32 protein-coding genes are annotated in these 16,308 nt (G+C 63.9%); 14 read left to right on the top strand and 18 right to left on the bottom strand.

What is annotated here, in order from left to right; all coding sequences use genetic code 11:
* Window positions 1-63 precede the first annotated feature (63 nt).
* The 17 genes from API01S_RS28110 to API01S_RS28185 form a co-directional block, all read right to left on the bottom strand.
* The gene (locus tag API01S_RS28110; RefSeq protein WP_061306671.1) at window positions 64-312 is read right to left on the bottom strand and encodes a helix-turn-helix transcriptional regulator; all 249 of its coding nucleotides are present in this window, start codon (window positions 310-312) and stop codon (window positions 64-66) included.
* Entirely contained in the window at window positions 312-1,397 is a 1,086-nt protein-coding gene (locus API01S_RS28115) for a hypothetical protein (RefSeq protein ID WP_061306672.1), read from the bottom strand. Before API01S_RS28115 ends, API01S_RS28110 begins: the two co-directional genes overlap by 1 nt.
* Window positions 1,394-1,891: a DNA N-6-adenine-methyltransferase gene (locus tag API01S_RS28120; RefSeq protein ID WP_061306673.1), complete on the bottom strand. Its 498-nt coding sequence runs from the start codon at window positions 1,889-1,891 to the stop codon at window positions 1,394-1,396. The genes API01S_RS28115 and API01S_RS28120 overlap by 4 nt, the downstream gene beginning before the upstream one ends.
* Window positions 1,891-2,610 (bottom strand): DnaJ-like cysteine-rich domain-containing protein, encoded by a 720-nt coding sequence (locus API01S_RS28125; RefSeq protein WP_061306674.1) that lies wholly within the window; start codon window positions 2,608-2,610, stop codon window positions 1,891-1,893. The genes API01S_RS28120 and API01S_RS28125 overlap by 1 nt, the downstream gene beginning before the upstream one ends.
* A gap of 4 nt (window positions 2,611-2,614) precedes the next feature.
* Entirely contained in the window at window positions 2,615-3,115 is a 501-nt protein-coding gene (locus API01S_RS28130; RefSeq protein ID WP_156487202.1) for a hypothetical protein, read from the bottom strand.
* Between the two features lie 75 nt (window positions 3,116-3,190).
* On the bottom strand, window positions 3,191-3,583 hold the full coding sequence (locus tag API01S_RS28135; RefSeq protein ID WP_061306676.1) for a Gp49 family protein: 393 nt from the start codon (window positions 3,581-3,583) through the stop codon (window positions 3,191-3,193).
* A 36-nt stretch (window positions 3,584-3,619) separates the two neighbouring features.
* Window positions 3,620-4,150 carry a hypothetical protein gene (locus API01S_RS28140; RefSeq protein WP_061306677.1) on the bottom strand — a complete coding sequence of 177 codons (531 nt, stop codon included), beginning with the start codon at window positions 4,148-4,150 and terminating at the stop codon, window positions 3,620-3,622.
* Window positions 4,151-4,179: 29 nt separating this feature from the next.
* Window positions 4,180-4,512: a hypothetical protein gene (locus tag API01S_RS28145; RefSeq protein ID WP_061306678.1), complete on the bottom strand. Its 333-nt coding sequence runs from the start codon at window positions 4,510-4,512 to the stop codon at window positions 4,180-4,182.
* 34 nt (window positions 4,513-4,546) lie between these two features.
* Complete coding sequence (locus tag API01S_RS28150; RefSeq protein ID WP_061306679.1) at window positions 4,547-5,182, bottom strand: lambda exonuclease family protein; 636 nt, start codon at window positions 5,180-5,182, stop codon at window positions 4,547-4,549.
* On the bottom strand, window positions 5,182-5,955 hold the full coding sequence (locus API01S_RS28155; protein ID WP_084802518.1) for an ERF family protein: 774 nt from the start codon (window positions 5,953-5,955) through the stop codon (window positions 5,182-5,184). The genes API01S_RS28150 and API01S_RS28155 overlap by 1 nt, the downstream gene beginning before the upstream one ends.
* A gap of 7 nt (window positions 5,956-5,962) precedes the next feature.
* On the bottom strand, window positions 5,963-7,060 hold the full coding sequence (locus API01S_RS28160; protein WP_061306680.1) for a hypothetical protein: 1,098 nt from the start codon (window positions 7,058-7,060) through the stop codon (window positions 5,963-5,965).
* A gap of 7 nt (window positions 7,061-7,067) precedes the next feature.
* Window positions 7,068-7,235, bottom strand: coding sequence for a hypothetical protein (locus API01S_RS29400; RefSeq protein WP_167351750.1), 168 nt, complete (start codon window positions 7,233-7,235; stop codon window positions 7,068-7,070).
* Window positions 7,232-7,717, bottom strand: coding sequence for an HNH endonuclease (locus API01S_RS28165; RefSeq protein WP_061306681.1), 486 nt, complete (start codon window positions 7,715-7,717; stop codon window positions 7,232-7,234). Before API01S_RS28165 ends, API01S_RS29400 begins: the two co-directional genes overlap by 4 nt.
* A 156-nt stretch (window positions 7,718-7,873) precedes the next feature.
* On the bottom strand, window positions 7,874-8,245 hold the full coding sequence (locus API01S_RS28170) for a hypothetical protein (RefSeq protein ID WP_061306682.1): 372 nt from the start codon (window positions 8,243-8,245) through the stop codon (window positions 7,874-7,876).
* 4 nt (window positions 8,246-8,249) lie between these two features.
* Window positions 8,250-8,516 (bottom strand): hypothetical protein, encoded by a 267-nt coding sequence (locus API01S_RS28175; protein WP_061306683.1) that lies wholly within the window; start codon window positions 8,514-8,516, stop codon window positions 8,250-8,252.
* A 143-nt stretch (window positions 8,517-8,659) separates the two neighbouring features.
* Entirely contained in the window at window positions 8,660-9,064 is a 405-nt protein-coding gene (locus API01S_RS28180; protein WP_061306684.1) for a hypothetical protein, read from the bottom strand.
* 16 nt (window positions 9,065-9,080) lie between these two features.
* On the bottom strand, window positions 9,081-9,839 hold the full coding sequence (locus API01S_RS28185; RefSeq protein ID WP_156487203.1) for a LexA family transcriptional regulator: 759 nt from the start codon (window positions 9,837-9,839) through the stop codon (window positions 9,081-9,083).
* Window positions 9,840-9,887: 48 nt separating this feature from the next.
* On the opposite strand from API01S_RS28185, the gene API01S_RS28190 reads away from it, so the two are divergent.
* Entirely contained in the window at window positions 9,888-10,112 is a 225-nt protein-coding gene (locus API01S_RS28190; RefSeq protein WP_061306686.1) for a helix-turn-helix domain-containing protein, read from the top strand.
* A 5-nt stretch (window positions 10,113-10,117) separates the two neighbouring features.
* Here API01S_RS28190 and API01S_RS29405 read toward each other — a convergent pair whose 3' ends face one another.
* The gene (locus tag API01S_RS29405; RefSeq protein WP_167351749.1) at window positions 10,118-10,291 is read right to left on the bottom strand and encodes a hypothetical protein; all 174 of its coding nucleotides are present in this window, start codon (window positions 10,289-10,291) and stop codon (window positions 10,118-10,120) included.
* Window positions 10,292-10,370: 79 nt separating this feature from the next.
* Here API01S_RS29405 and API01S_RS28195 point away from each other — a divergent pair, with 79 nt between their 5' ends.
* The 13 genes from API01S_RS28195 to API01S_RS28250 all read left to right on the top strand — a co-directional run bounded on the left by API01S_RS28195 (window position 10,371) and on the right by API01S_RS28250 (window position 16,307).
* The gene (locus API01S_RS28195; RefSeq protein WP_156487204.1) at window positions 10,371-10,652 is read left to right on the top strand and encodes a helix-turn-helix transcriptional regulator; all 282 of its coding nucleotides are present in this window, start codon (window positions 10,371-10,373) and stop codon (window positions 10,650-10,652) included.
* Window positions 10,653-10,654: 2 nt separating this feature from the next.
* Window positions 10,655-11,113, top strand: coding sequence for a NinB/YbcN family protein (locus API01S_RS28200; RefSeq protein ID WP_061306688.1), 459 nt, complete (start codon window positions 10,655-10,657; stop codon window positions 11,111-11,113).
* Window positions 11,113-11,514, top strand: coding sequence for a nuclease domain-containing protein (locus API01S_RS28205; RefSeq protein ID WP_061306689.1), 402 nt, complete (start codon window positions 11,113-11,115; stop codon window positions 11,512-11,514). Before API01S_RS28200 ends, API01S_RS28205 begins: the two co-directional genes overlap by 1 nt.
* The gene (locus API01S_RS29050) at window positions 11,514-12,215 is read left to right on the top strand and encodes a hypothetical protein (protein ID WP_084802520.1); all 702 of its coding nucleotides are present in this window, start codon (window positions 11,514-11,516) and stop codon (window positions 12,213-12,215) included. The genes API01S_RS28205 and API01S_RS29050 overlap by 1 nt, the downstream gene beginning before the upstream one ends.
* Window positions 12,197-12,583, top strand: coding sequence for a hypothetical protein (locus tag API01S_RS28215; protein WP_254598588.1), 387 nt, complete (start codon window positions 12,197-12,199; stop codon window positions 12,581-12,583). The genes API01S_RS29050 and API01S_RS28215 overlap by 19 nt, the downstream gene beginning before the upstream one ends.
* Window positions 12,580-13,521, top strand: coding sequence for an AAA family ATPase (locus API01S_RS28220; RefSeq protein ID WP_061306691.1), 942 nt, complete (start codon window positions 12,580-12,582; stop codon window positions 13,519-13,521). Before API01S_RS28215 ends, API01S_RS28220 begins: the two co-directional genes overlap by 4 nt.
* A complete protein-coding gene (locus API01S_RS28225; protein WP_254598587.1) occupies window positions 13,518-14,294 on the top strand; it encodes a RuvC family protein in 777 nt (258 codons plus the stop codon). Before API01S_RS28220 ends, API01S_RS28225 begins: the two co-directional genes overlap by 4 nt.
* On the top strand, window positions 14,291-14,470 hold the full coding sequence (locus tag API01S_RS28230) for a hypothetical protein (RefSeq protein WP_061306692.1): 180 nt from the start codon (window positions 14,291-14,293) through the stop codon (window positions 14,468-14,470). Before API01S_RS28225 ends, API01S_RS28230 begins: the two co-directional genes overlap by 4 nt.
* Window positions 14,467-14,592: a hypothetical protein gene (locus API01S_RS29585; RefSeq protein ID WP_255221313.1), complete on the top strand. Its 126-nt coding sequence runs from the start codon at window positions 14,467-14,469 to the stop codon at window positions 14,590-14,592. The genes API01S_RS28230 and API01S_RS29585 overlap by 4 nt, the downstream gene beginning before the upstream one ends.
* Window positions 14,576-14,944, top strand: coding sequence for a hypothetical protein (locus tag API01S_RS28235; RefSeq protein WP_061306693.1), 369 nt, complete (start codon window positions 14,576-14,578; stop codon window positions 14,942-14,944). Before API01S_RS29585 ends, API01S_RS28235 begins: the two co-directional genes overlap by 17 nt.
* Window positions 14,941-15,444, top strand: a complete 504-nt coding sequence (locus API01S_RS28240; protein WP_061306694.1) for a hypothetical protein — start codon at window positions 14,941-14,943, stop codon at window positions 15,442-15,444. Before API01S_RS28235 ends, API01S_RS28240 begins: the two co-directional genes overlap by 4 nt.
* Entirely contained in the window at window positions 15,441-15,881 is a 441-nt protein-coding gene (locus API01S_RS28245) for a hypothetical protein (protein WP_061306695.1), read from the top strand. The genes API01S_RS28240 and API01S_RS28245 overlap by 4 nt, the downstream gene beginning before the upstream one ends.
* Before the next feature lie 135 nt (window positions 15,882-16,016).
* Complete coding sequence (locus tag API01S_RS28250) at window positions 16,017-16,307, top strand: hypothetical protein (RefSeq protein WP_061306696.1); 291 nt, start codon at window positions 16,017-16,019, stop codon at window positions 16,305-16,307.
* Window position 16,308: the final 1 nt, after the last annotated feature.

The raw sequence follows: 16,308 nt of genomic DNA on the forward strand, positions 1-16,308 counted from the left end.
TGTTATTACCGCGAATATTCACCAAAAATGAAAGAGCCACGACTGGCGCGGCTCTTGGGTGGATCAGGTGGTTTGTTTGTCCCCTGGGGGTACATCTGAGGGTACAAACTGTTTTTCGGCCCAGCGGCGGACCTCATCTGGGTTCCAGACCACAACCTGGGGGCTGATGGGAGTTCCTTTCGGGAACGTGCCGGCCCGGATGCGCTTGTAGATCTCCCCCTTTGATAGGCCGATCGCGTGCGACACGTCGGCGATGCGATACAGCAACTTCGGCAGCGCGGCCGGTGCTTGGTGTTGGGCTGCGTGTGCCATTACTGCTCCTTGTTGTCGGTGGCGCGGGCGGCGCGGGCCGCATATCCTTCGTCGCAGTTGCATTCCTGGCGCAGCGGCAGTGTGCATCGCGGGCACTTCGGTTCGGACAGGGCGGCGATCTGTGACTTGAGGGCGCGGATGCGCGCGGCCGCCTGCTTGGCCGTGCCGCCACGGTACGGATTATCAGGACTGGCATCACCGGCTACAGTGCTTTCCGCCACCTTCGCCGCTTCCTCCAGCGCCGCATCGCGCACCGCCTCGCTGGCCTGGGGCGCGGCACTGTCATTTGCCGCCGCATCCGCCAGGAGGGATTTGATCGCAAGCCTGAACGTGTCGCGGCATTGTTCCGCCAGGCGTGCGGGGATCATGCGGGCTTGAATGCCATCTGGGTAGCAGTCCCGGTACTCGTCGCCTACCGGGCCGACGCTGCCGCATCCAGGGCAGTACCGAGCAAGCGGCTCCGCACTGGCCTCGGGCGCCGCGTTAGCCCACGCGACGATCATCTGGCAGTGCTTCAATTTGCCTTCGATGCCGCCCTGCGCCTCGGCGTAGTCGTCGCCCAGAACTTCCTGCGCGTAGGCCATTCCAGGTGCGGCCGGGGCTTCTACGAAGCAATCCAACAATTCGCCATCATTGCTGCGCCGTTCGCGCACGCGCCAGCGTAGCGCCTCCCCGGCTACAGGGGCGCTTGCCAGGGCGGCGCGGGCTGCATACTCGAACAAATAGCAATTCCAGCCACGCCCCTCCGCTTGGGCGAACGCTCGCCGGGCTTCCTGCTCATCGTAGTAGACGCAATCACCCCGGTCAGTGTCAGCAAAACGCAGCAGCCACGCCCGCCGCTGGTCTGCGGCCGGGCCGGGCGCGCACCATTCACCGACGCCAGTTTGATGGGGCTGGTCATGGGTCGGGGTGTAGCCGCCCGCCTGCACGCCCTCCGCGCGCAGCTTGGACAGCAGGGCGTGGACGGCTTCGTACACGTAAGGCTTCAGGTCGGTCTGCCCTTCCTTGATCGTGAACCCGTGCCCCAGGAAGACGGCGCGGATGGTGTCGTTCAGCCCAGGCTGGGCGGCGTTGTTCTCAGTCATGCTGCTTTCCTCCGGGGAATTGTCAGGACTACGCCCAGGCCGCTGCGCTCCAGCGCGGCGACATTGGAAAGGCCGTAGGCGATCAGGCAAATGGGAGCGCCAGAATTGAACGGGGCGCGGGTTCCGTCGACGTAGTGGAAGTGCGGGCGCCCTTCAATGAACAGCACCGCGTCAGCAGCGCCCCACACGCACTCATAGAACATGGCGGTTTCGGTTCGGGCCGGGATCAGCGCTATGCCGTTTCCGTGCTCTGCCATCCGGCGCAGCCACTTCACCGCCTCTCGGCCGAATGGCGGGTTGCACCAAACTCGCCCCTTCCAGGGCTGCGTCAGGCCGTCGTCGGTCACAGTGAAATGGTGGTGCGCCGTACCCCACGGGCGCACAACTGGCGCGCACGGGTCCAGATCAAAGTCCCCTAGCGCAGCGATGATGCCGGGCGGCGTCAGCCATTCGTCGTTCTTCATGCGCGCCGACTGGTGCGATGACAAAGCCATCACGCCTCCTTCCGCTGGGACTGCTGGGCAATGGCGGCGAGGGCTATCACGTAGCCCGCCTTATGAAGGTTTGCCAGGATCAGCTTGTCGTCATGCAAGTTGCCGATAGTGATATCTCGGATCGCTTGCCACAGAGCCAAGCGCTGCTGATCCCGGTCCAGCGCATCGCCAGCAGCGGGAGCGGCAGCAGACAGCGCATCAACGAAGCGTTGCAGGAGCATCCGCGCTTCCATTGCGTTGACGCCATGAAGGTAGCTGCGCAAGCCGGTTTCTCGGGCGACTTCGAGCACATCGCCTCGCCCGCGTGCCTGCTCGTCCTTCGCATCTTCCTGTGCGCTGGCGGGAGCCGGACGCCGCGACTTCACGTAGGCATCAATGCCCGGGATATCCTCGAAAGCGATGGTGAAGCCGCGGCCGTCACATCCCTCGCAGTCTTCCTTGAATTCCTGCACGTCGGTGGCCAGCTCGGCAACTTGGCGCTTGACGAAGACGTGGCCGGAGCCGTTGCAGTAGAAGCAGGAAAGTTCCCAGTCGCGCTCAATCGGCTGCGTGGAGGCGGGGGAACCAGGGGCGGCGGGGGCAGCAGCGAGCATGGCGGCGTACGCAGACTTCCAGCGCGGGAACGTGGCGCCCGTCTGCTCGTAGTCGTTCTCGGCAGCCACTTCCATTTCGTCAGTCGGCACCACAGGCACCAGCTTCCATCCATTGTTCGTGTTCATGCTCTCAGGCTCCGGTGGCGGCCGATGCGTCAAGTTCGGCCCTTATCTGGGTTTGGCGCAGCAGGTCCGATGCGTCGTCTTGGGTGAGTCCGGCGCCGATGCGGCGCAGGGCGGGTATCTCGCGGTGCAGGGCGGCCATCAGCGGCCCGTCGATGGGCATGCTGGCTTCAAGGCGCGCGGCGAGCTGCCGCAGCGCCGTGGCCTGGAATGCGTGGCTGTGGCGGGTGGCCCACATGTCGAAGAAGTCCGCCATGCCCGCAATAGCCGGCGCGCTGGCGTACCACTCGCCGTCCGCGACGCAGTGAAAGACCGGCACGCCGCGCATATCGACCGTTACCGTGCCGTCGCGCTCTATCTGGTCGATGATCGATTCCAGCGGCGCCAGGGTCTGCTGGGTCTTGATGAGCATGGGCAGGCGCTCAGGGCGCGGCCGGCGCGTGGCGCGCACGCGGGTCTGCTGCTTTTCCATCATGCGGCGCTGCTGGCGGTTCATGGCGGGGATCATGTCGTTCTCTGTAAAGGTGGCCGGCGGGCAGCGTGGGGCGGACGTGAGGGTCCCGCCGCCGCACCGGCCGTGGGGTTACGCCTGGGCGGCGAGGCGCGAGCGCAACTCGTAGCCCATCAGCGGCCAGATCTTCTGCACCGCGTTCTGGCGGGCGATGTTGCGGCCAATTTCCGCGTCGAAGTTCTCGGGGCTGGCGCAGGCGCTTTCGCCGGTCACGGTGAAGCCGTTGCGCAAGACCAGGACGCAGAAGGTCAGCAGACCGAGCGGCGCTAGGATGTGCTCGCCCTCGACGTATTCCGACTTCATATGCTGGCTTACCGAGACGCCTTGGTCGCCGGTGAAGAAAATCTCAGCGCGGATGTTTGCTTCGATATCGGCCGGCGTGACGCGCGGCGCGGTCTTGCCCTTGGCCTGGATCTGCTGCTCAATGCCGGCGTCATCGTTGCGCGGCGAACTGATGTTGTTCATGGACTGCTCCTATGGGGTGCTGCGTTGGGGAAGGGGTTATTGATCCAGGCTCAGCGAGGCCTGCGGTTCCTCGGGCGGCGTCACCGAAAACACGACGTCTTGCCCGTTCTGCATGAAGATGCGGCCCGCTGCCTGCTCGCTCGGCACCATGTCGATGTCGATGGAGCACTCGACCGTGCCTCCGTCCTGTGGATCAAACTGAAAGTTGTCGACCTTCACGTCATCCAGCACGGTGTTGCTGGGGCCGCCCAGCCCGTAATGGAGGGTGAATTCGGCGCCGACGATCTTTTCGTCGATCACCACCTTGTTCTTCATCTTCGGATGGCGCAGGCGCGGCAGGTAGTTGGGGTCCTGCATGCGCTCGTCGGCCTCGTCGGCCATGTCGTTCTCGCCCGGATGCGGGCGGCGATACAGCGACGACTTCAGGGTCGAATCCACTTCGGACAGGATGTCGTTGGGTGCGCGGAAGGTGAGCCGCAAGGTCATCGCGGGCACATTGGATTGGCCGTGCTTCTCAAGCCGGTTGGTGACCTGCAAGCGGGCGGTTTGCTCGGTGATCGAGAACATGCGGGATTGCTCCTTGTGGTGGTCAGGGCTTACGGCAGGGCGAGGCGCTTGGCGGCGTTCTCGATGGAGAGCGTCAGGGAGCGCACGCGGTGGGTGTGTTCCTGCACGATCCGTGCAAGCTGCGTATCAGGCTGCGGATCGGGAGCAATGCCGCCGGCAACAGCCTGGGGTTTTACGGAGGCGAGGACCGGCTCAAGCCGCCCGACCAGTTCCTGGGTGATGAATTCGCACTTGGAAATGGCGACGTTCAGAGCATCGACGGCGGCGAAGATTTCGCCTTCGTCCCTCTGAACATTGCCCAGCGACGAAGCCTTGGGTTGCTGTAACGACGCGGTGAACTGCCCGATCTGGTTGTGGTTCATGGATTGCTCCGTAGGTTGTGCTGCTGGGGAAGGGTTAGGCGGCGATCTGGGTAAGCTGCTGATGCAACCGCGTGACGCGGCGCTCGAAGTCCAGCAGGTCGGATTCCATCGCCTCGATCGCGTCGTCGTCGCGCGTGATGCGCACGATGGTCAGCTTGCGGCCGATGGCTTCCAGGTCCGGCGCCCACAGCACCAGGTCGGTCCACTGCCGGCCCAGCAGCCACATGGCGCCGTTGCACTGGTCGACGTATTCGCTGATATCGCCCGAGACGACGGCGGTAAACAGCGTGTCGGACGACACCATCGTCTTGATTTCGATGATCCCGTCGTCGTCGACCAGGCCGTCGACGCTCACGCCGAACTTGCGGTCTTCGGTGGTGACGAAGCCAGCCTCGTCCACGAATCGGCCGGTGGCTGCTTCGTAAGCGGCGCGGGCGTGCGGCTCCTGCTCAGTGCCGAAGCGCATGGCGCTGTTCACGAACACATCAGCGGCCCGGCCGCCTGCGCGCTCACGTGCGACGTCCATGGCATAGCCCAGGCACTTCTTGGACGGCTCGCCGCTTCTGAGTCGGTCGCGGCAGTCCTTGAAGCGGCTGCCGGTGATAACGCCGCGGCGGGCTTCCAACCATTCCGGCGTGCCCTGGGGCTCTTTGTGGAAGATCAGATCCATCACGCACCCTCCTGCTTGAGCATGGCCCGCTTGTCGGCATAGGCCTTCTTGAACGCCGAATACACGGACAAGTTGTTGAATTTCTCGATCACTTGGCATCCTTGCTGCCAGACTGCGGTGGCAGCTTCCAGCGTGTCGGCCTGTGCGATCTTGCTGACCCATTCGTCGCGCAGGTCTTCGGCCGCATGGGCGGCAGCATTCCCATCGGTGTCGTCGTTCTGTTCGGACAAGCCGGTGATGGCCTTGAGCGTGTAGCGCTCCAAATAGGTCTTGGTGCTGGCGCGCGCCTGGATGGCGTTCTTTGCGCCACCAGCGTCAGGCGGCCCGCCCATCGACACGCTTTCCTCGTGTCCGCCCACATGGCGCAGGTAGCAGGTGACCTCCATCCAGTCCTTCTCGTCGCGCGTGAGCTTCCAGGAGGACGACAGGCCATGCTTGGATAGTGCGGGGGTCACCGCGTTGACCACGTCGTGGAGCTCGGCGTAGGACTTGCCCTTAAGGGGGCCGTCCGTCACGTCCTTGCCCTTGATGATCTTGACCGCCTCGGCCTTGAAGTTGGCGAATGCGGCGTCGTAGGCCTTTTTGGCCTCGGCCTTGGCCCAACGCTCTTGCAGGTCCATCATCTTTTCGACCTGTTCGAGCGTGGCACCTTGCTGTACGGCGGCCAACATCATGCCCATGGGGGAATTCGCTGCCGCCACTGCGACCTGGCCAGAAGCCAATTCGGGGCGGGTGGCCACTTCGCGGGCCGGGGCGTCGATAACTTCGGTCATGGCTTCCTCAGTAGGTGATACGAACGTTGGGGATCTGGCCCTTGGCAATCAGGGTGACGGCTTGCTTTGCGCATTCCTCGGGCATGCCGCCGGCGACGAAGGCATCCAAGGCGGCGCGGTTGACCGTGCCCTTGTGGGCCTTGTCGGCTTCACGGCGGGCGGTCTCGGCTTCTTCCGCTGCCTTGGCGTCGGCCTGGCGCTTGATTTCTGCCTGGCGCGCTGCCTCGACGGCTTGCCTTTCGCGTTCGATGGCGGCGAGGCGGTCTTGTTCGGCGCGCTGCTCGGCGGCGATCTTGTCAGCCTTGGCCTGGGCCGCTGCCTTCTCTGCCTGCTCGGCTTGCAACTTCAGTTCAAGTTCGCGGCGATCGGCTGCGGCCTTGGCTTCCTGCTCGCGGCGGATCACGGCTTCGCGTTCGGCCTGGGCGCGGGCGTCTGCTTCGCGCTGTGCTTGCTCGGCGGCTTCGCGGGCAATGCGCTCTTCGCGCTCCTTCTGCTCGCGGGCAGCTTCCACGGCACGCAGGCGGGCAAGCTCGGCTTGTTCGGCGTCGTGCTTCTCGCGAGCCACCAGGGCCTGCGAAAGCGCATCCATGGCGCGGGCCTTGACGCGGTGCGCCTCGGCCTCGAATTCCTCCCAGGACGCATCCACAGCGCGGGCTTGTACGTCTGCGATGGTGGCGCGCAGTTCGGCCGCGTCCAGATCGCGGTTCTCGTCGGCACGCAGGCGGAACCATTCGATACCTTGCTGGTGGCGCTGCTGGCGCGCTTCCTCGGCCTGCTCCCATGCCGTCAGCGGCGCGCGCACTTCGTCCTTCCAGGCGTCCAGGGTGTCGCGCATAGCCTTGCGGCTGGCGTCGATCTTCTTGGGCAGTTCCTTCAGATCAGCCACCAGATCCTTGCCAACTGCGTCCAGGGCCGTCTTCGAGCGCGCCACCTTGTAGGCTATGGACGCAATAGCGTCGCGGCCGCTCTGGGTGGACACGTCGGGTATGAAGGCGTCAATCTCGGCGCGGATCTTCGCCATGTAGGGCGCCAGGCCCTTGTCGGCGCTGAACACCTCCAGCGCGTTGGCCTTGGGGATCTCAATCAGGTCTGTCGTTTCGGACATGGTCGTCTCAGGGTTGGCGGGCGGCGTATGCAGTCTTGCTGCCGCCGTCCTGGGTGGTGAGGGTGGGGGATTGGGCGTCAAGCGTCGGGCCCAGCACGCAGGCCATGAAGACGCCGGCGCAGAGGGCAGCGGCACCGATCAGCAGGTCGCCGTGGGCGCGCAGGAGGCGGATCATTGGGCACCTCGGGCTTGTTCGCGCATGCGGATCTTCTCCATGGCGCTCAGGTGGCCGGCGCGCTGGTTGCACGCGCCATGCGCCAACACCAGGTTGCTGATGTGGTTCGGGCCGCCGTGCGTCACCGGCACCAGGTGCTCGACGGAACGGTCAGCGTCGGACGTATGGCCGAAGCAGTAGAAGCAACGGTCGCCGTCTCGCTCCAGCAGCGTGCGCACGACCGGGCTCAGCTTCACGCGCCGAGTGCGTGCGCCAGCCGACCACGCGCCGTTGCTCTTGAACGCCTCCCAGGCCTTGAGCGCTTCGCCCGTGAATGTGGTGCCGCCCTTGGAGTTCCCGTAGACGATGGCCACGCCGCTGGCGCAGTCGAAGCGCACCAGCTCCCATTCATTGGTCGGGCGCAGCACTTGGGCGCCGCGCGCCACCAGCCATTCAATGAACTTGGCGCGCGAGGCTTCGACCTTCTTGCGGTTCGGGTTCATTTCTCTCTCCAGCAGCGCGCCATCAAGGCGTCGCCGATCAAGGCAATTGCGTAAAGGGCGCACAGGCCCCAGATGGCGTAAGTCATCATTTGCGGGCCTTCCACGCGTCGGCGATGGCCTGCACCAGCAGCACCGCTCCCAGGATTACGAAGGCGATCACAGGTAGCTCTCCAGTTCGTCCGGGTCCATTTCCTGGATCAGCCGGTTGGCCTCTGCGTGGATGTATTCACGCAGCAGGGTGCGGATGCCTTTGCCTGCGCTGGGCACCGTTTCACCGTCGAGAAGCGTGATGCACGTGCCGATTTGCAGCTTTCCCAACTGGTCGAGGCAGCATGCAGCCCAGATCGCAGCGGACTGGCCGTAGGCGCCGGCCGTCTCGTTGTATAGGCACGCCAGCACGGTAGAGACCGCTTGCATTTCGGTAACTCGCGGCATGTCCTCGTCGGGAGGATCGCCGGGGAGGGTGTAGGGGGCACCGACGCGGTATTGATCGTCAGGAAACCGCTCGAAGGATTGGATGGCGCCCATGGCATCAGTTCCGCGCGTCGCCAGCAGCAACCTGGTGCGCAACCTGCGCCGCCAGATTCCCGTAATGCGTGGCCGGATCGTTGGCGCCCTTGATCGTCGCGATGTCGACGGTGGCGGTGCGGACCTCGTCCTGCCACAGGTACGAAGGCGTCTCTTCGTACTTGGCCAGCACGCGGGCGTCAGCTTCCGATTCCGCGTGAACCGTGACGGTCTGCTCGCTGATGCGGGTCTCGGTCCGGCGCATCACGACCTGATAGGGCTTGCGTTGCATGGTGTTCTCCCTCTTGCTCACCGGGTGGTGAGTGCATGGAGAGAATATTAGTCCGACTGATTTATCGTGTCAACAGTCGGACTAATAAAAAAAGACGTAGGGCGAAAAAAAACCGCCCGGAGGCGGTCATCTGTGCTGCGAACCTATGGCAGCCAAGAAAGGTCAGCGCACCGGCCTATGCGTTTGTAGGCGGCCTTATTGTCTTCTGCCAAGGCAAGAATGTCGCTTTCCGCTCGCTGTTGGGCGGCCAGGATCGCAGAGATGTATGCCGTTCCATTCGACTCTTGTGCGGCGATCAGTACTGGTGCCAAAAAGCTTTGCAACTGTCGCTGCTTATCCTGATGGAAACGGAGACCCTTTTGATAGGTGTCATGGTATTTGGCATCTGGCGAATTCTTCTCGTGCATCAGGGTCAGCGTGTTGATGTTGCTGTTGACCACAATGAGGCAATAGGAGGCTAGGAGTTCACGGTCGCCAGGGAGAGGATCGGCGGCGAGCGCAACGCAGGGAGCCAAGGTCAACATGCAGACACACAACAGGCGCTTCATACCGTCTCCTTTCGTTCTACAGCTTGAATCCGACCCACACCGCGCGGCCGATGATCTCGAAATCTGGATGTTCTTCATCCAGCGGAATATCCGGGTAGTTCTCGGCGGCGTTGTCCGACCGAGCGACATAGCCCGACGTGGTTGTGTAAAGCCGCTTCACCAGCAGGCAACCGTTCTGCCGCAGAGCATAAACCTTCCCGTTGACCACGTGGCGATTGCCCCGGTCCACAAGAAGCGTCGAGCCGTCCGGAATGATCGGCTCCATGCTGTCGCCCGAAACGGAGACAGAAACGGTGTTGTGTGGCGCCGCGCCGATGCTCTGTAGGAAGTCCGCGCGGAACGACAGGCGGCTCTTCTCTTCTTCCGAGGTGAACAGCTGCCCCCGGCCGGCGGATAGCCGCACGTCCAGGCGGCGGATCGGTATGAACTCTTCGCCCTCGGTATCGCTGGGCACGGCCTCTGCAATGCGCTGGATTTCTTTGGCCAGGTCAATGCTGATGTCTTCGGGCTGCTTGCCGAGCAGCGCGGCGAACTTCACCAGCGCGTTCACGTTCAGCGGGATGCGCCCATTGAGGTACTGACTCACCGAACTCTGCGTGTTGAACCCCAGCAACGCCGCGACCGTTTCCTGGGACGCTGGCTCACCGCGCGCGCGCCGATCCTCCTTCCATTCCAGGAACAAGGATTTCAGGCGTGCGGCGTCGGCAAGTTGGGCAGGGGTGAGGGGCTGGGCTGGCATGCGGCGAAGATTATTAGTAAGGCTGTTGATCGGCAATTAGTCGGACTGTTGACGTAAACAATCAGTCGGACTAATATTTGCTGCATGAACGCCATAAACGCCATTCGCAAACAGTTGGGGGTGACCCAGGCCGAGCTGGCCAGGGGCATCGGTGTAACCCAGTCGAACGTCTCGTTCTATGAGCGAGGGCAGACCGTGCCCCCCGCCGTGGCTGGGCGTCTCATCGACTACGCCAGGGGGCTGGGTACGGAACTGACGTTCGACCAGATCTACAGGTCCGACGCCGCCGATAAGGCAGAAGCGGCATGACCCCATCAATGCACCGACGCGCATTCGCGTCCGTCAGTCGCCCAAGCCGTGCGGTCACGCTCGGCGCGCAGCTCATCAAAGATATCCAGCACGGCTTTTTCGCTCGGGTCCACGAAGGCGCGGCGGGCGATGTTTTGTGCGTGGATCAGAAGCTTTTCGGTTTCGGTGATTTTGTCCATACCGCCAGTGTGCCCAGCGGCCTATTCCAGGGCATTCCTTTCCTTTTGAGCAGCCATGATTCCCATTGAGCCGGCCGGAATGACCGGTCCTCACGTCATTGAAACGGCCTTGCGCTTGGCAATGGCCAACCAGAACCAGCGCCAGAAGCTGCTGGATGCCACGGGCTGGGACGCCAGCATGCCGTCCAAGGTGTGCTCGGGCGCCACAGGAATCACGCTGGAAAAGCTGGACGCGATGTGCCGCGCTCTGGGCCTGACCATCGTTGAGGTTGGGTATATGGACTACCTGGCGCGCGGCAATGAAATCGGCTCGCGCTGCTGCAAGGCACGCTTGAGCCTGGGCAATTGCGGGGCTAGGTAGACATGCGCCAGCGCCTGCACAAACCGACATCGATCCTGCTGTACGGCCAGAGCCAACTGGCCGCGCTGATGGACCTGCTGCCGCGCTTGCCGCTGGACGAAGAGCGGCCCATCCAGGTGCTGATCCAAGAGCAGAAGAAGCGCCGCACGCCGGCGCAGAACGCCTTTTCCCATGCGTGGTACGGGGAGATTGCCGAAGCCCTGCCGGAAGACGATGCGGTGGGCTGGAAGAGCTACTGCAAGCTGCACCACGGCGTGCCCATCCTGCGCGCCGAGGATGAGGAATTCCGCGAAGCCTATGACGGCGCCATCAAGGGCCTGGCCTACGAACAGAAACTGATCGCCATGCGCGTGTTCCCGGTTACGTCCCGGATGAACACCGCCCAATTGACCAAGTACGCTGACGCCGTGCGCGATGACTTTGCCGCGCGCGGTGTGCTGCTTGTCGTGAAGGGTGCGTGATGCTCAAGCGTTCCACGCCCCTGACGCGCAAGACCCCGCTCAAGGCCACCACCGGCCTGGCACGCACCCCATTCAAGCGTCGGGCCACCAAGAAGCGCCCGGGCTATCACGAACCCAAGTACCTGACCGCTTGTCGCGGCGAGCCTTGCTTTCTCCAGATCCCAGGCGTGTGCCGTGGCGAACAGGAAAGCGTGGTCCCGTGCCACGCCAACTGGTCCGCCTATGGCAAGGGCATGGGCATCAAGGCCAAGGACATCTACACCGTTCCCGGTTGCTTCCGCTGTCACCAATGTCTTGATCAGGGCTTCAGCCTGACCAATGACGAGAAGCGCGCGACCTGGGAATGGGCATACAACCGCTGGCTGCCCGTGCGCGCCGGCAAATTGCTGGAGGCCGCGTAATGGCTAGCGATTGGATCAAGATGCGCGTCGACCTTCCGACGCATCCGAAAGTTGTCCGCATGGCGTCCGCTTGCAAAGCGGACAGATTGCGCGTTGTCGGCGGACTTTTGTCCGTCTGGAGTCTCTTCGATGTCCATTCTGCTGATGGACAACTCGAAGGTTACAGCCCCGAAGTTCTGGACGAGACGATCGGATTCCCCGGCTTTTCGCACGCCATGATTTCGGTCGGCTGGCTCGAATTTGACGGTTCTTCCCTATGGATGCCCAGGTTTGAAGACCACAACGGCCAGTCTGCGAAGAAGCGCGCACAGGACGCAGACAGGAAGCGAAACGACCGAAATTCGTCCGCTCCTGAAGCGGACAAAAAGCGGACTAGAGAAGAGAAGAGAAGAGAAGAAGAAAAGAACCCCCATAGCCCCCGTTCCGGGGCTGAGGTCTGGACGCTTCCGGATTGGGTTCCTGCCGAACCGTGGCAGCAGTTCGAGGAAATGCGGCGTCGGAAAAAGAAGCCGATGACCGACGCGGCCCGCAAGCTGGCCGTGAGCAAGCTGGACACGCTGCGCGGTGCTGGCCACGACGTGGCGACGATGCTGGACCAGTCGATCCTGCACGCCTGGGACACGTTCTACGCCCCGAAGACTAACGACGGGCCAGCGCAATCTGCCCTGGGCGGTGACCAACCGTGGACGGGGGCAGTGTGATCGGTCATCAATCGCTCATCGCTGCCCGCATGTCGGGCTTCCAGCCTGCCGACGTTTGGCTGACCTGCATGCCGGCCGAACAGGCCCACGGCAGCTTCACCAGCCCTGAGGCGCAGTTGGGCCGCATGGTCAACGGGCAGTGGGTCGGCTTCCCCGAAATCCACGTGCACGACGACGAGAACGCCCTGGCTCTGGACCTGCGCGTCTGCGTTGGCCTGGTAGTCCATGTCATGGCGCCGACCCGCCGCCGCGCGCTGCAACTGATGCGCCGGGTGTCCGAGTGCGATCCGGCCAAGATCATCGCCTCTGGCCCGTGGGGCTTGGTCATCTGGCACCCGGCGCAAGAAACCCAGGAGTTCCCGGCATGAGCCAAATTCTTTCCGCTGACGACATCGACTTCCAGGCGTACATGGAGGCCACCGAGCCGCAGGCCAAGGTGCTGGCCGCCGAGGCGTGGCGCGACGAGTTGGCGCGCGCCGTCGAACACGGCGAGCAGCTCACCGGTGCCAAGCTGCCATGGGCCAAGACGCACGACCTGCTGCGGTTCCGTGCTGGCGAGGTCACGCTGTGGCAGGGCATCAACGGCCACGGCAAGAGCGAATTGCTTGGCCAGGCCTGCATCGGCTTTGCAAGCCAGAACGAACGAGTGTGCATCGCCTCGTTCGAAATGAAGCCCCAGTCGACGCTCAAGCGCATGCTGCGCCAGACCGCGATGAACGGCCGGCCCAGCGTTCAGGCGGTAGACCGGCTCATCGACTGGTCACGGGACCGCCTCTGGCTGTACGACCAGCAGGGTACGGTCAAGCCCGCGATGCTCTACGCCGTGGCGCGCTACTGCGCCGACCGGCTGAAGGTCCGCCACATGGTCATCGACAGCCTCATGAAGTGCGTACGCGGCGAGGACGACCACAACGGCCAAAAGGACTTCGTCGACATGCTGTGCACGCTGGCGCGGGACCTTGGCATCCATGTTCACCTCGTGCACCACGCGAAGAAGCAGGCGGACGAGGATCAAGTCCCCGGGAAGTTCGCCGCCAAGGGTTCGGGCGCCATCGTCGACCAGGTGGACCAGATGCTTACCGTGTGGCGCAACAAGAAAAAGGAACGAATGGTTGAAACCGAACTGCGCAATCACGGTGAGGTTTCCGCCGACACCGCCGACCTGCCGGACGCGATGCTCATCTGCGACAAGAACCGACACGGCGAGTGGGAAGGGCGCATCAACCTGTGGCGCCACGCCGACAGCCTGCAATTCACCAGCGACAAGCGTCGCCAACCCCTGGACATGATCGGAGCACTGGCTTGAACAACCTCAACGAACGACAGGCCACAGACGTGGCAATCGACCCCATGGCCGGCACGCTGGCGGACACTTACGCGCGCGCGCCGGGCCCTTGCCTGATGTGCATGGGTTCTGGCAACGATCCGGACAGCCCTGGGAGAGACTGCCCGATCTGCCGGGCGTGGCGTGGTGTTGAAACGGCCCCCGATGCCTCGCCACGCCGCGTCAGTCCTGGATCTGTGGTGGTGCCGGAGCCGGGCGTGAACGTCTGCATCCTGGCGCTGGACTTGGGCACGAAGACGGGCTACGCGGTGCGCCGCCGAGACGCCAAGCTGCTGCACGGGACCGAGGACTTCACGCCGCGCGCGAGCTGGGCGCCGGGCCAGAAATGGCAGCGCTTCCGATCCTGGCTGTCGACCATGATCACCGAGAACAACGTCACCCAGATCGCTTTCGAGGACGTCAAGCGCCACGGCCCGGGGCAGGTGCTGGCCGCGCATGCCTACGGCGGCTTTCGCGCCATGCTCGAAATGGTGGCCGACCAGCACCGCGTGACCCTCGTTCCCTTTGGCGTGGGGCAGATCAAAAAGCACTGGACCGGCTCGGGCGTGGCCAAGAAGGACGACATGGTCATGCAGGCCAAGGTGCGCCGCTTCCGGGTTGTGGACGACAACAACGCCGATGCTCTCGCGATCTTGCATCTGGCCATCGCCAGCGAGAAAGGGGAATGGTCCGCACCAGCGGCAAAGCCCAAGCGCGCGCGCAAGGGCGCCGTGTCGCAGGAGCGCAAAGCATGAAGCTCAGAGCCTACCGCCGACGCCAATCGCGGCTTTCTCGCGGCGCGCCGAAATTTTTGGATTGCTACCTCAGCCGCGTTGTTAGGCGCGATCTTGACGCTGGCATGGCGAAGCTGCGCTTGGCGATGAAAAAGTTTGGTGATGCCCTCGAAGCTGCCGTCAGGAGTCTTCCATGAGCGACTGGTGGATCGTCTTGACCGGCCTGGGCTTCCTGGCCCTTTGCGTGGCCTTTGAAGCCTGGCGGCTCAATGGTCCGCGCCACGTTGAACCTGGAGACAGCAATGGCACGCACCCCTGAACAAGCCAAGGCCGTGCGCAAGGCCCGCTACACATGCGCCCGCAAGCTGCGCCGTCTTGGCTATCGCTTCGCCAAGGAATCGGCGACCGAAGCCGAGATCGTCGCAGCTATCCACCGCAGCACCGCGTGGCCGCTGCCCGACCGTGGCAACACCATCGACTACCTGCAACGGTTCGCCAGCATGCCCGAGGGCGTGCCTGCGCCCAGCCGCCAGCATGACGCCTTGCACGCGCCGGAGTACCAGCCGGATCGTTGGCTGCGCGCCGCCGCTGAACGCGCGGCCACCGTGCAGAGACCCTTAATCCCCGCCGTCAGTCGAATTCCCGCCGCAACACAGGAGCGTGCAGCATGAACAATCAAAACCAGGGCGCCGCGACCCGCGCGCGTAACGAAGAAATCGAGCGTCGGCTGACGGCCGGCGAGTCCGGCCCGGTGCTGGCCAAGGAATTCGGCATAACGCAGCCGCGCGTGCACCAGATCGCTCGGGCGGTGCGTGAGGCACGGGGCGACATCGCGCCAAAACCCAAGGCGATCCGCCCGCGCCTGCGCAAGACCGACCTTGGCCTGTGGGAGTGCACGGACGGCTCGGTCACAAGGCGCGGCGAGACGCAGAAGGAGGCGTATGACCGCTGGATGACGGCAGCCATCGCGGAAGCGCAGCCAGCACCAGCGGCGCGCCAGCCTGTGCCGGACCCGATGCCAGCCTATGCCGGACCCGTGACTGTCGTTCCGGGTATGCGGCCTGGCAAGGCGTTCACGCTGTCACCTTCCATGCAGCTGGCCGCCGCGCGTGCGCTGGCCGCACAGCCTCGCATGCACTCATTGGCCGGCGCACGCCGAGGGGGTGAATGATGCAGAACCCATTCCGCGAGACGCTGGAAGACCTGCTGACCACCTGGTACCACTGGACGGCTGCGCAGCGCCCGCACTTAGGCAATGCTCGCTGCTCACCCATGTTCCGGGACGCCAGGCCGGCAGCCGGCAACGTGCATGATGACGACGATGTGGTCGCTAGCCGCCTCCGCGCTATCAAGGCGAGGGCGATGGATCACCTGATCGACAAGCTGCCGCGCTGGGAGCATCGGGTGGCCGTCGAGCTGCACGTGGCCAACCGGATCGGCCCACGCGTATGGCGCAACGCCCGCTTGACGCCTGAGCAATTGACCGAGTTCTGGGAAGAGGCGCGCGACCGACTCGCCTCGGGATGTGTGGACGCAGGCCTGATGGAGGACGCGGAAATCAACCCGCTCGCCTGGGAAAGGCTTGCGCCCCGTGAGATTCGGCAGTAGCATTGCGCCAAGTCTGGATAACTGCGCCCGCAACCGAAAGGTTCGCGGGCGTTTCCTTTTGCAGCCCTCGTTCTCTGGTGGTCCCAGAGGCGGGGGCTTTTTCATTCCAACCTGGAAAAGTAGCCAAAAATAGCAATGGCACGTGGATCAGCACCAGGCGAGCGCCGGGGTGGACGTCAGAAGGGCGTCCCCAACAAGGCCACCGCCGAAATCAAAGCACTGGCCCAGGAACACGGCCCGACTGCGATCAAGACGCTCGTTACGATCATGAAGGGCACGAAGCAGCCATCGGCCGCGCGCGTCGCCGCTGCCAAGGAGCTGCTGGACCGCGCCTACGGCAAGTCCGTCCAGCCCATCGAGGGCGGCGACCCGGACAAGCCCATCAACATGGCGCTGAAAATCGCCTTCCGGCGTCCTGGTAGCTGAC

The organism is Achromobacter piechaudii NBRC 102461, assembly GCF_001571245.1.
Taxonomy (GTDB): domain Bacteria; phylum Pseudomonadota; class Gammaproteobacteria; order Burkholderiales; family Burkholderiaceae_B; genus Achromobacter; species Achromobacter piechaudii.

What these genes read in the sequence shown, in the direction of transcription:
- API01S_RS28220 (WP_061306691.1), top strand. Translation starts at nt 12,580, where the DNA reads ATGAGCCAAATTCTTTCCGCTGACGACATCGACTTCCAGGCGTACATG.
- API01S_RS28180 (WP_061306684.1), bottom strand. Translation starts at nt 9,064, where the DNA reads ATGAAGCGCCTGTTGTGTGTCTGCATGTTGACCTTGGCTCCCTGCGTT.
- API01S_RS28115 (WP_061306672.1), bottom strand. Translation starts at nt 1,397, where the DNA reads ATGACTGAGAACAACGCCGCCCAGCCTGGGCTGAACGACACCATCCGC.
- API01S_RS29585 (WP_255221313.1), top strand. Translation starts at nt 14,467, where the DNA reads ATGAGCGACTGGTGGATCGTCTTGACCGGCCTGGGCTTCCTGGCCCTT.
- API01S_RS28110 (WP_061306671.1), bottom strand. Translation starts at nt 312, where the DNA reads ATGGCACACGCAGCCCAACACCAAGCACCGGCCGCGCTGCCGAAGTTG.
- API01S_RS28190 (WP_061306686.1), top strand. Translation starts at nt 9,888, where the DNA reads ATGAACGCCATAAACGCCATTCGCAAACAGTTGGGGGTGACCCAGGCC.
- API01S_RS28175 (WP_061306683.1), bottom strand. Translation starts at nt 8,516, where the DNA reads ATGCAACGCAAGCCCTATCAGGTCGTGATGCGCCGGACCGAGACCCGC.
- API01S_RS28130 (WP_156487202.1), bottom strand. Translation starts at nt 3,115, where the DNA reads ATGATCCCCGCCATGAACCGCCAGCAGCGCCGCATGATGGAAAAGCAG.
- API01S_RS29405 (WP_167351749.1), bottom strand. Translation starts at nt 10,291, where the DNA reads ATGGACAAAATCACCGAAACCGAAAAGCTTCTGATCCACGCACAAAAC.
- API01S_RS28235 (WP_061306693.1), top strand. Translation starts at nt 14,576, where the DNA reads ATGGCACGCACCCCTGAACAAGCCAAGGCCGTGCGCAAGGCCCGCTAC.
- API01S_RS29050 (WP_084802520.1), top strand. Translation starts at nt 11,514, where the DNA reads ATGGCTAGCGATTGGATCAAGATGCGCGTCGACCTTCCGACGCATCCG.
- API01S_RS28165 (WP_061306681.1), bottom strand. Translation starts at nt 7,717, where the DNA reads ATGAACCCGAACCGCAAGAAGGTCGAAGCCTCGCGCGCCAAGTTCATT.
- API01S_RS28140 (WP_061306677.1), bottom strand. Translation starts at nt 4,150, where the DNA reads ATGTTCTCGATCACCGAGCAAACCGCCCGCTTGCAGGTCACCAACCGG.
- API01S_RS28200 (WP_061306688.1), top strand. Translation starts at nt 10,655, where the DNA reads ATGCGCCAGCGCCTGCACAAACCGACATCGATCCTGCTGTACGGCCAG.
- API01S_RS28155 (WP_084802518.1), bottom strand. Translation starts at nt 5,955, where the DNA reads ATGACCGAAGTTATCGACGCCCCGGCCCGCGAAGTGGCCACCCGCCCC.
- API01S_RS28245 (WP_061306695.1), top strand. Translation starts at nt 15,441, where the DNA reads ATGATGCAGAACCCATTCCGCGAGACGCTGGAAGACCTGCTGACCACC.
- API01S_RS28150 (WP_061306679.1), bottom strand. Translation starts at nt 5,182, where the DNA reads ATGGATCTGATCTTCCACAAAGAGCCCCAGGGCACGCCGGAATGGTTG.
- API01S_RS28195 (WP_156487204.1), top strand. Translation starts at nt 10,371, where the DNA reads ATGACCGGTCCTCACGTCATTGAAACGGCCTTGCGCTTGGCAATGGCC.
- API01S_RS28160 (WP_061306680.1), bottom strand. Translation starts at nt 7,060, where the DNA reads ATGTCCGAAACGACAGACCTGATTGAGATCCCCAAGGCCAACGCGCTG.
- API01S_RS28145 (WP_061306678.1), bottom strand. Translation starts at nt 4,512, where the DNA reads ATGAACCACAACCAGATCGGGCAGTTCACCGCGTCGTTACAGCAACCC.
- API01S_RS28125 (WP_061306674.1), bottom strand. Translation starts at nt 2,610, where the DNA reads ATGAACACGAACAATGGATGGAAGCTGGTGCCTGTGGTGCCGACTGAC.
- API01S_RS28120 (WP_061306673.1), bottom strand. Translation starts at nt 1,891, where the DNA reads ATGGCTTTGTCATCGCACCAGTCGGCGCGCATGAAGAACGACGAATGG.
- API01S_RS28250 (WP_061306696.1), top strand. Translation starts at nt 16,017, where the DNA reads ATGGCACGTGGATCAGCACCAGGCGAGCGCCGGGGTGGACGTCAGAAG.
- API01S_RS28205 (WP_061306689.1), top strand. Translation starts at nt 11,113, where the DNA reads ATGCTCAAGCGTTCCACGCCCCTGACGCGCAAGACCCCGCTCAAGGCC.
- API01S_RS28240 (WP_061306694.1), top strand. Translation starts at nt 14,941, where the DNA reads ATGAACAATCAAAACCAGGGCGCCGCGACCCGCGCGCGTAACGAAGAA.
- API01S_RS29400 (WP_167351750.1), bottom strand. Translation starts at nt 7,235, where the DNA reads ATGATCCGCCTCCTGCGCGCCCACGGCGACCTGCTGATCGGTGCCGCT.
- API01S_RS28135 (WP_061306676.1), bottom strand. Translation starts at nt 3,583, where the DNA reads ATGAACAACATCAGTTCGCCGCGCAACGATGACGCCGGCATTGAGCAG.
- API01S_RS28230 (WP_061306692.1), top strand. Translation starts at nt 14,291, where the DNA reads ATGAAGCTCAGAGCCTACCGCCGACGCCAATCGCGGCTTTCTCGCGGC.
- API01S_RS28170 (WP_061306682.1), bottom strand. Translation starts at nt 8,245, where the DNA reads ATGGGCGCCATCCAATCCTTCGAGCGGTTTCCTGACGATCAATACCGC.